At 73.4% G+C, this 10,689-nt stretch carries 1 protein-coding gene; it reads left to right on the top strand.

Annotated features, from left to right (window positions below; translation table 11 throughout):
• Positions 1-42: 42 nt before the first annotated feature.
• Positions 43-10,686 (top strand): SDR family NAD(P)-dependent oxidoreductase, encoded by a 10,644-nt coding sequence (locus ACQP1K_RS28045; RefSeq protein ID WP_433498683.1) that lies wholly within the window; start codon positions 43-45, stop codon positions 10,684-10,686.
• The last annotated feature ends 3 nt before the right edge of the window (positions 10,687-10,689 follow it).

The raw sequence follows: 10,689 nt of genomic DNA, 5'->3' as shown, positions 1-10,689 counted from the left end.
CCAGCAGACCCGACTTAGGAACGATGGCGGAAGGCATTTCGCATGTCGGATGACGAGAAGCTTCGCGAATATCTCAAGAAGGTCACCAACGAGCTGCGCGCGACCCGGCGACGGCTGCAGGAGGCCGAGGAGCGGAACCGCGAACCGATCGCGATCGTCGGCATGGCCTGCCGCTATCCCGGCGGGGTCGCCTCGCCCGAGCAGCTCTGGGACGTCGTCGCCGCCGGGCGCGACGTGACCTCCGACCTGCCCGCCGACCGCGGCTGGAACCTGTCCACGCTCTACGACCCCGACCCGGACCGGTCCGGCACGTCGTACGTGCGGCGCGGCGGGTTCCTGGACGACGCCGCCGGATTCGACGCGGAGTTCTTCGGCATCTCGCCGCGTGAGGCGCTGGCGATGGACCCGCAGCAGCGGCTGCTGCTCGAGGTGTCCTGGGAGGCACTGGAACAGGCGGGCCTCGACCCCACCGCGCTGCGCGGCAGCCGTACCGGCGTCTTCGTCGGCATCAACCACCATCAGTACGGCCCGCTCTTCCATCAGCCCCTGCCCGGTGTGGAGGGCCACCTGTCCACGGGTGCGGTGCCGAGCGTGGCGTCCGGGCGGATCTCGTACACCCTGGGCCTGGAGGGCCCGGCCGTCACGATCGACACCGCCTGCTCCACCTCGCTGGTGGCCCTGCACCTGGCGGCCCAGGCACTGCGCAACGGCGACTGCGCGCTCGCGGTGACCGGCGGCGCGACCGTGCTGTCGACGCCCGGCTCGTTCGTGGAGCTGAGCAGGCAGCGGGTGCTCGCCGCCGACGGGCGCTGCAAGGCGTTCTCCGCCGACGCGGACGGCATGGGCATGGCCGAGGGTGTCGGCATCCTGGTGATGGAGCGTCTCTCCGATGCCCGCCGCAACGGGCACCGCGTACTCGCCGTGGTCCGCGGCAGCGCCATCAACCAGGACGGTGCGTCCAACGGCCTGACAGCACCGAACGGTCCCTCGCAGCAGCGGGTGATCCGGCAGGCGCTCACCGCGGCTGACCTGACGTACGACCAGGTCGACGTGGTGGAGGCGCACGGCACCGGCACGGCGATCGGTGATCCGATCGAGGCGCGGTCGCTGCTCGCGACGTACGGCAAGGGCCGGCGGCGGCCGCTGTGGCTCGGCTCGGTCAAGTCCAACATCGGGCACACCCTCGCGGCCTCCGGAGTGGCCGGCGTGATCAAGGTGATCGAGGCGATGCGGCACGGCACGCTTCCGCGTACCCTCCACGTCGCCAACCCCACCCCGCACGTCGACTGGGACGCTGGGGGCCTGCGTCTCCTCGCCGAGGCCGTGCCGTGGCACGCCGACGGTGCGGAGCCGCGCCGCGCCGGGGTGTCGTCGTTCGGGCTGAGCGGCACCAACGCGCACGTGATCCTGGAAGAGGCCGCCGTCTCGGCCGCCGTTTCGGCGGCCGTGGAGGCGGCTGTGGAGGCGGAGACCCCGGCCGGCGCGCCCGTCCCCCAGCCGGTCGTGCTGTCGGCCAAGACCGGGGAGGCGCTGCGCGAGCAGGCACGCCGCCTGGCGGCGTACTGCGCCGCCGACCACGCGCCCTCCGCCGGCCTTTCCGCGGCCGTGGAGGCGGACGACCTGCTCGGCATCGCCGGTGCCGCGGCCCTGCGCCCGGTGTTCGAGCATCGCGCCGTGGTCGTCGCGCGCGACCGAGCCGAGATCACGGCCGGGCTGGAGGCGATAGCGGCGGGAGAGACGGAATCAGTGCCCGCTGTCAGGGGCAGGGTGGCGTTCCTGTTCTCGGGGCAGGGGAGTCAGCGGGCCGGGATGGGTTTGGGGCTGGCGGGGCGGTTCCCGGTGTTCGCGCGGGTTTTCGATGAGGTGTGTGCCGGGCTGGACGCGCATTTGGATCGTCCGTTGCGTCAGGTGATCGCCGAGGGTGGTCTGCTGGATCGGACGGTGTACGCGCAGGCGGGGTTGTTCGCGGTTCAGGTGGGGTTGTATCGGCTGGTCGAGTCGTGGGGTGTGCGGCCTGACGTGCTGGTGGGGCATTCGATCGGGGAGTTGGCGGCGGCGCATGTGGCCGGGGTGTTGTCGCTGTCGGATGCGTGCGTGTTGGTGGCGGCGCGGGGGCGGTTGATGCAGGAGCTGCCCGCGGGTGGGGCGATGGTCGCGGTGGAGGCCGGTGAGGCCGAGGTGGTGCCGTTGCTGGGTGAGCGGGTGTCGATCGCGGCGTTCAACGGTCCGGGTTCGCTGGTGGTGTCCGGGGATGAGGATGACGTGGCCCGGGTCGCGGATCATTTCGCCGAACTCGGGCGGCGGACGCGGCGGTTGCGGGTGAGTCATGCGTTCCATTCGCCGCGGATGGAGCCGATGTTGGAGGCGTTCGCCGAGGTCGCGGAGACTCTGGAGTTTCGTGCGCCGGTGATTCCGGTGGTGTCGACGGTGACGGGTCGTGTGGCGGAGGGGGTGGATTCGCCGGGGTATTGGGTGCGGCAGGTGCGTGAGCCGGTGCGGTTCGCTCAGGCGGTGGAGGCGCTGGGTGAGGGTGTCACGCTGGTGGAGGTCGGGCCGGATGGTGTGCTGGCCGGGATGGTGCCCGATCGGCGGGTGGTGGCGTTGCTGCGGCGGGGTCGGGATGAGCCGCGTACGTTGCTGACCGCGCTCGGTGAGCTGCACACCCGCGGCGTGGACGTCGACTGGCGGGCGATGTTCGACCACGCGTCCGCCGTACGGGCCGATCTGCCCACCTATCCGTTCCGGCACCGGCGCTACTGGCTCCCGCCCGCCGGCGGCGCGGACGCCGCCATGCTCGGCCTCGCCTCAGCCGGGCACCCGCTGCTGGGCGCGGCCGTTTCCCTGGCACAGGACGACGGCCTGCTGCTGACCGGCAGGCTGTCCCGGGACACGCAGCCGTGGATCGCCGACCACGCCGTGCTGGACACCGTCCTGCTGCCCGGCACCGCGTTCGTCGAGCTCGCCCGCCACGCCGGGGCACGCGTCGGCTGCGACGACATCGAGGAACTCACCCTCCACGCGCCGCTCGTCCTGCCCGATCGGGACGGGGTGCACGTGCAGCTGACCGTGGGACCCACGACCCCGTCCGGGACCCGCCCGATCTCGATCCATTCCCGGCCGGAGGACACCGAAGGACCCTGGCTCTGCCATGCCGAGGGCACGCTGACCGCGCGCGTCGAAGCCCCGGCGGCGGACATGGGGACGGAATGGCCGCCCCCCGGGGCCGAGCCGATCGAGGTGGGCGCCTATTACGACATGCTCGCCGAGCGCGGCTACCACTACGGCCCCGCGTTCCAGGGGCTGCGGGCCGCGTGGCGCTCCGGCGACACCGTGTACGCCGAGGTCGGCGCGTCCGAGAACGCCCAGACGAGTGCGGCGAGCGTCGTGGACGCCGCGCAGTACGGCCTGCACCCCGCGCTGCTCGACGCGGCCCTGCACGCCGCCGGGGCGGCCGCTCCGGAACGCACAGAAGAGGTGCTGCTGCCGTTCTCGTGGTCCGGCGTCCGCGCGCACGCGGCCGGTGCGGAGACCCTGCGCGTCCGCCTGAGCCCGGCGGGCCCGGACGCCCTGGCCCTGGAGGCGGCCGACGAGACGGGAGCGCCCGTCGTCTCGGTCGCGTCCCTCACCCTGCGCCCGGTCGCCCCCGGCGCCCTTACCGGCAGCGCCCTCACCGGCGGTGCGGCGGAGGCGGGCGCGCTCTTCCGGGTGGAATGGCACGCCGCCGAGCGGTCGTCCCTCACCCCCGAGCCCCTGCGCTGGGCGATGTTGGGCGATCCCGGCTGGGACCTCGACATCGAGACGTACTCCGATCTGGCCGGTCTCGCCGCTGAACGGCCCGACGTGGTGCTCGTGCCCTGCGCCGGCGAGGCGACGGACTCCCTGGCGCGGGCCGCGACCGACGCCGTGCACCGCGTGCTGCGTCTCCTGCAGGAGTGGCTGGCCGAAGACCGGCTCGCCGACGCCCGCCTGGTGCTGGTCACCCGGGGCGCGGTGGCCGTCGGCGAAGGAGCATGGGTGGAGGACCCGGCCGCCGCCGCGATCTGGGGGCTGGTCCGCTCCGCCCAGGCCGAGCATCCCGGCAGGTTCCTGCTGGTGGATGTGGACGACGACGGCCACCGGCTGCTGTCCGAGGTCGTGGCCTCCGGCGAGCCGCAGATCGCCGTACGCCGTGGTGTGCGGTACGTCCCCCGCCTGGCCGAGGTCGCGGCTCCGGCCGCGTCCGAGGCTCCTCCCCTGTCCGGCACGGCACTGATCACCGGTGGTACGGGGACGTTGGGGGGGTTGGTGGCGCGTCATCTGGTGGTGGCGTGTGGGGTGCGGGATGTGGTGTTGGTGTCGCGGGGTGGGGGTTCCGCGGGTGTGGTGGGGGAGTTGTCCGCGTTGGGGGCGCGGGTGCGGGTGGTCGCCGCTGATGTGGCCGATCGGGGGGCGATGGCGGCGTTGGTGGGGTCGTTGGATGGGTTGTCGGTGGTGGTGCATGCGGCGGGGGTGGTGGAGGACGGTCTGGTCGCTGGGTTGGATGCGGGGCGGGTGGATCGGGTGCTGGCTGCGAAGGTGGCTGGTGGGGTGGTGCTGGATGAGGTGACGCGGGGGCGGGATCTGGCGGGTTTTGTGGTGTTTTCGTCGGCTGCGGGGGTGTTGGGGGGTCCGGGTCAGGGGGCGTATGCGGCGGGGAACGCGTTTGTGGATGCGTTGGTGTCGTGGCGGCGTGGCCGGGGGTTGCCGGGTGTGTCGTTGGGGTGGGGGTTGTGGGCGGAGCGTAGCGGGATCACCGGTGGGCTCGGTCAGGCCGACCTCGCCAGGTGGGAGCGCGCCGGGTTCGGGGCGCTCGACACCGAGGCCGCGCTGGATCTGTTCGACCGCGCTCTCGCGAGCCACGAGCCGGCCCTGCTGCCGCTCCGGCTCGACCTGGCCGCCGCCCGCGCTCATGCCGAGCCGCCGTCGCCGCTGCTCAGCGGACCCGCCCGCCCCGCGCGCCGGGATCACCGGGACCACCGCGAGGGCCTGCGGCGGCGCCTCGCCGGAATGGCCGCCGCCGAACGCGAACGCGTCCTCCTCGACCTGGTACGCACTCACGCCGCTGCCGCCCTCGGCCACTCCTCTCCCGCCGAGGTCGACCCTGACCGCGCATTCCGTGACCTGGGCTTCGACTCGCTCACCGCGGTCGAACTGCGCAACCGGCTGAACGCGGCGACCGGGCTCCGCCTGCCGGCCACGCTGGTCTTCGATCACCCCGCGCCGGCGGTGCTCGCCGCCCACCTGCTGGCCGAGCTGTCCGGCTCGCTCCCCGCCCGGGCGGTGGCCCGGGTTCGTACGGCTGTCGCGGACGATCCCGTCGTGATCGTGGGGATGGCGTGCCGGTTCCCGGGTGGGGTGTCGTCTCCGGAGGGGTTGTGGGATCTGGTGGTGTCGGGGCGGGACGCGGTGGGGGCGTTTCCGTCTGATCGGGGCTGGGATCTGGGGGCGTTGTTCGATGACGATCCCGGGCGGGCGGGGCGTTCGTATGCGCGTGAGGGGGGTTTCCTGTACGACGCGGCGTCCTTCGATGCCGGATTTTTCGGGATTTCGCCGCGTGAGGCGTTGGCGATGGATCCGCAGCAGCGGTTGCTGCTGGAGTCGTCGTGGGAGGCGTTCGAGCGGGCGGGGATCGATCCGGCCTCGGTGCGCGGCACCGACACCGGCGTCTTCATCGGAATGATGTACCACGACTATTCGGCCCGGCTGCACACCACCCCGGCCGAACTGGAAGGCCACATCGGCATCGGCAACTCCGGCAGCGTGGCCTCCGGCCGTCTGGCCTACACCTTCGGCCTTGAGGGGCCCGCCGTCACCGTCGACACCGCGTGCTCGTCGGCGCTCGTGGCCCTGCACCTGGCCGTACGGTCGCTGCGCTCGGGCGAGTGCTCGCTGGCGCTGGCCGGCGGCGTCGCCGTCATGGCCAAGCCGGACGCGTTCATCCAGTTCAGCAGGCAGCGCGGCCTGGCCGCCGATGGGCGGTGCAAGTCGTTCGCGGCCTCAGCCGACGGCACGGGCTGGGGCGAGGGCGTGGGTGTGCTGGTGGTGGAGCGGTTGTCGGACGCGCGTCGTCACGGGCATCGGGTGCTCGCGGTGGTGCGGGGCAGTGCGGTGAATCAGGACGGTGCGTCGAACGGGTTGACGGCGCCGAACGGTCCGTCGCAGGTGCGGGTGATCGGGCAGGCGCTGGCGAACGCCGGGCTGTCACCCGCTGACGTCGATGTGGTCGAGGCGCACGGCACGGGGACGACGCTCGGCGACCCGATCGAGGCGCAGGCGTTGCTGGCGACCTATGGGCGGGAGCGGGAGCGTCCGCTGCTGCTGGGGTCGATCAAGTCGAACATCGGGCATACGCAGGCGGCGGCGGGTGTGGCCGGTGTGATCAAGATGGTCGAGGCGATGCGGCGCGGGGTGGCGCCGAAGACGTTGCATGTGGATGCGCCGTCGCCGCATGTGGACTGGTCGTCGGGTGCGCTGGAGTTGCTGACCGAGGGTCGGGAGTGGCCGGAGGCCGGGCGGGTGCGGCGGTGCGCGGTGTCGTCGTTCGGCATCTCCGGCACCAACGCCCACGTCATCCTGGAACAGGCCCCGGCCGACGTGAACACGGTCGGGGAGGGCACGGCCGATGAGAGCGCCGCGCAGGAGGCCGCATCGGGACGGGCCCCCGCTGACGGTCCGCTGGTCTGGACGCTCTCGGCCAGAGACGAGGAGGCGCTGCGTGCCCAGGGGGAGCGGCTGCGCGCCCACCTGGACCGTCACCCCGAACTCGGCGTCGCCGACGTGGCGCACACCCTGGCCCGGGGCCGTACGGCGCTGGAGCACCGCGCCGCCGTGGTCGGCGCCGATCGGAGCGAGCTCGTCGCGGGACTCGCCGCCCTCGCGGAGGGCCGTGCCGCCTCGAACGTCGTCATCGGCTCGGCCACGCCGGGAACCGTCGCGTTCCTGTTCTCGGGGCAGGGGAGTCAGCGGGCCGGGATGGGTTTGGGGCTGGCGGAGCGGTTCCCGGTGTTCGCGCGGGTTTTCGATGAGGTGTGTGCCGGGCTGGACGCGCATCTGGATCGTCCGTTGCGTCAGGTGATCGCCGAGGGTGGTCTGCTGGATCGGACGGTGTACACGCAGGCGGGGTTGTTCGCGGTTCAGGTGGGGTTGTATCGGCTGGTCGAGTCGTGGGGTGTGCGGCCTGACGTGCTGGTGGGGCATTCGATCGGGGAGTTGGCGGCGGCGCATGTGGCCGGGGTGTTGTTGCTGTCGGATGCGTGCACGTTGGTGGCGGCGCGGGGGCGGTTGATGCAGGAGCTGCCCGCGGGTGGGGCGATGGTCGCGGTGGAGGCCGGTGAGGCCGAGGTGGTGCCGTTGCTGGGTGAGCGGGTGTCGATCGCGGCGTTCAACGGTCCGGGTTCGCTGGTGGTGTCGGGGGATGAGGATGACGTGGCCCGGGTCGCGGATCATTTCGCCGAACTCGGGCGGCGGACGCGGCGGTTGCGGGTGAGTCATGCGTTCCATTCGCCGCGGATGGAGCCGATGTTGGAGGCGTTCGCCGAGGTCGCGGAGACTCTGGAGTTTCGTGCGCCGGTGATTCCGGTGGTGTCGACGGTGACGGGTCGTGTGGCGGAGGGGGTGGATTCGCCGGGGTATTGGGTGCGGCAGGTGCGTGAGCCGGTGCGGTTCGCTCAGGCGGTGGAGGCGCTGGGTGAGGGTGTCACGCTGGTGGAGGTCGGGCCGGATGGTGTGCTGGCCGGGATGGTGCCCGACCACCCTGTGGTGGCGTTGCTGCGGCGGGGTCGGGATGAGCCGCGTACGTTGCTGACCGCGCTCGGTGAGCTGCACACCCGCGGCGTGGACGTCGACTGGCCGGAGGTCTTTCCGGGCCGGGTGGTCGATCTGCCGACCTATGCCTTCCGGCGTCGCCGGTATTGGCTGGATGCGCCTCCGGGTGCCGATGCGGCGGGGTTGGGGCTGTCTCCGGCCGGGCATCCGCTGCTGGGGGCGGCGGTGACGCTGGCCGATGGCGATGGTCTGCTGTTCACCGGCAGGTTGTCCCCGGACGCTCACCCCTGGCTCGCCGACCACACCATCGCCGGCATGGCGGTCGTACCGGGCACGGTTGCGGCCGATCTGGCCTGGCACGCCGCCGAGCAGGCCGGATGCGCCGCGATCGACGAGCTGGTCCTGCACGCCCCGCTGGTCCTCCCGCCGACCGGCGGCCTGCGGGTGCAGGTGCGGGTGTCCGGCCCGGATGCGGCGGGGCGGCGCGAGCTGACCGTCCACGCCCGCGACGACGACGAGCGACCCTGGACACGGCACGTCAGCGGCACGCTGTCCGCGGCATCCGCCGCCCCTTCCCCGGTCGTCGGCGAGTGGCCGCCTCCGGGCGAACCGGTGGACCTAAACCGGTTGTACGCGGATCTGGCCGCGGCCGGCCTGGACTACGGCCCGGCGTTCCACGGGCTGGTCAGGGCGTGGCGCGACGGCGACGACACGTACGGCGAGCTGGTGCTGCCCGAGGAACTCCACGCGGACGCCGCCCGCTACGCCCTGCACCCCGCCCTCCTCGACGCCGCGCTGCACCTGCTCTCGGCGACGGGCACCGAGGCGGCGCTGGTGCCGTTCTCCTGGCGGGACGCCCACCGCCACGCGCCCGCCCCGTCGCGTCTGCGCGTACGCGTCTCCCCCGCCGGTGACGAGGGCGCCGCGATCCTGATCACCGACGAGGCCGGACGGCCCGTCGTCACCGCCGGATCCCTGACCCTGCGCCCGCTCGACCCGGCCGACCTTCGGGCGGCGGGCGCGTCGGTTCGTGACGCGCTCTTCGACATCGAGTGGATCCCCCTGAACGCCGGGCCGTCCAACCCGGCGTCCACCCCGAGCTTGGCGGTGCTCGGCACGGCAGGACGGAATCTCGCCGAGACGCTGGACGCGGCCTGCCACCCGGACCTCGACGCCCTGGCCGAGGCCGGTGTGCCGGACGTCGTGCTCCTCCCGGTCGAGACGGCGGGAGACCCGGCGGCAACGGCGAGCACCGCGACCGCTTCCGTACTCGCCGCCCTGCGGCGCTGGCCGGCCGACGCCCGGTTCTCCGCCGCCCGCCTCGTCGTCGTGACCCGCGGCGCTTTCCCGTCCGGTACGGACCCGGCGGCCGCGGCGGTCTGGGGGCTGGTGCGCGCGGCCCAGTCGGAGCATCCCGGCCGGTTCGTGCTCGCCGACCTCGGCGACACCGCCGCCGCGCGACTCCTCCCGGTCGCCCTGGCCACCGATGAACCCCAGATCGCGATCGGCGCGGGGGTCTTTCTCGCGCCGAGACTGACCAGGTTCGCCCCACGTGACGAGCCGCAGCCGAGGGCGGTGGAGTGGCGGTCCGAAGGCACGGTGCTCATCACCGGAGGCACCGGCACGCTGGGCGGCCTCCTGGCGCGGCATCTCGTGACCGAGCACGGTGTGCGCGACCTGCTGCTCGTGGGAAGGCGGGGCCCGGAGGCGCCGGGGGCCGCCGACCTGGCCCGCGAGCTGACCGAGCTGGGCGCGCGCGTACGCGTCGCGGCCGTGGACGTCGCCGACCGTGATGCGCTGGGCGCCCTCCTGGCCTCGATGGAACGCCCGCTGACCGCGGTCGTGCACGCGGCCGGGATCACCGACGACGCGCTGGTCGAGTCGCTCACCGCGGAGCGCGTCGAGCCGGTGCTGCGGGCGAAGGCCGGGGCCGCGTGGCATCTGCATGAGCTGACCCGCGACCACGACCTGTCCGCCTTCGTGCTGTTCTCCTCGGCCGCCGGCACCCTGGGCAGCCCGGGACAGGCGAACTACGCGGCGGCGAACGCGTTCCTCGACGCGCTGGCCCGCCGTCGCGCCGAGGAGGGCCGGCCGGCGACCTCGCTGGCGTGGGGACTGTGGGCGGAGGCCAGCGGCATCACCGGTCGCCTGGACGAGGCCGACCACGCGCGCATGGCCAGGCACGGCACGCTTCCCCTCGCCACCGCGGACGCACTGGCCCTGTTCGACGCCGTGCTCGCCGACGGCCGTCCGGTGGCGGTGCCGCTCCGCCTCGACCTCGGCGCGCTGCGCGCGCGGCCCGGCGAGACGCCGCCGCTGCTGCGCGGTCTCCTACCCGCCCCCGCCGGCCGTACGGCGCCTTCCCCCGCCGGTACGGCGTCCGCCGCCGACGGGCCGAGCGGTCCGACGCTGCCCGAACGGCTGGCCGCCCTGTCCGACGACGAGGCGACCGCGGTCCTCCACGAGGTGGTGCGCAGGCACGTCGCCGTGGTGCTGGCCCACACCGCGGCCGACACGGTCGACCCCGACCGTCCGTTCAAGGACCTCGGCTTCGATTCGCTCTCGGGCGTCGAGCTGCGCAACCGGCTGCGCGACGACACCGGCCTGGATCTGCCCGCCGCCCTCGTCTTCGACTACCCCACGCCGGAGGTGCTCGTCGGCCATCTGCTCGAGTCGCTCCGACGTGACGCGCCCCCCGTGCCCGGTGCGCCCGACCCGACCGGCGAGGCGCTGGACCGGCTGGAGGACAGCCTGGCGGCTGAGCCGCCCGATGAGGCGGAGCGCGACCGGATCGTCACGCGGCTGCGCGCGCTGCTGTCGCGGCTGACGCCGGAAAAGGAAGCCGATCTGGCCGCCGCCAGTGACGACGAACTCTTCGACCTCGTAGAGAACCTGGGGAGCTGACGA

Source organism: Sphaerimonospora sp. CA-214678 (genome assembly GCF_050942215.1).
Lineage (GTDB): Bacteria > Actinomycetota > Actinomycetes > Streptosporangiales > Streptosporangiaceae > Sphaerimonospora.
Note: the sequence above shows the minus strand (reverse complement) of the source record. Positions and strands in the feature narration are given on the sequence as shown.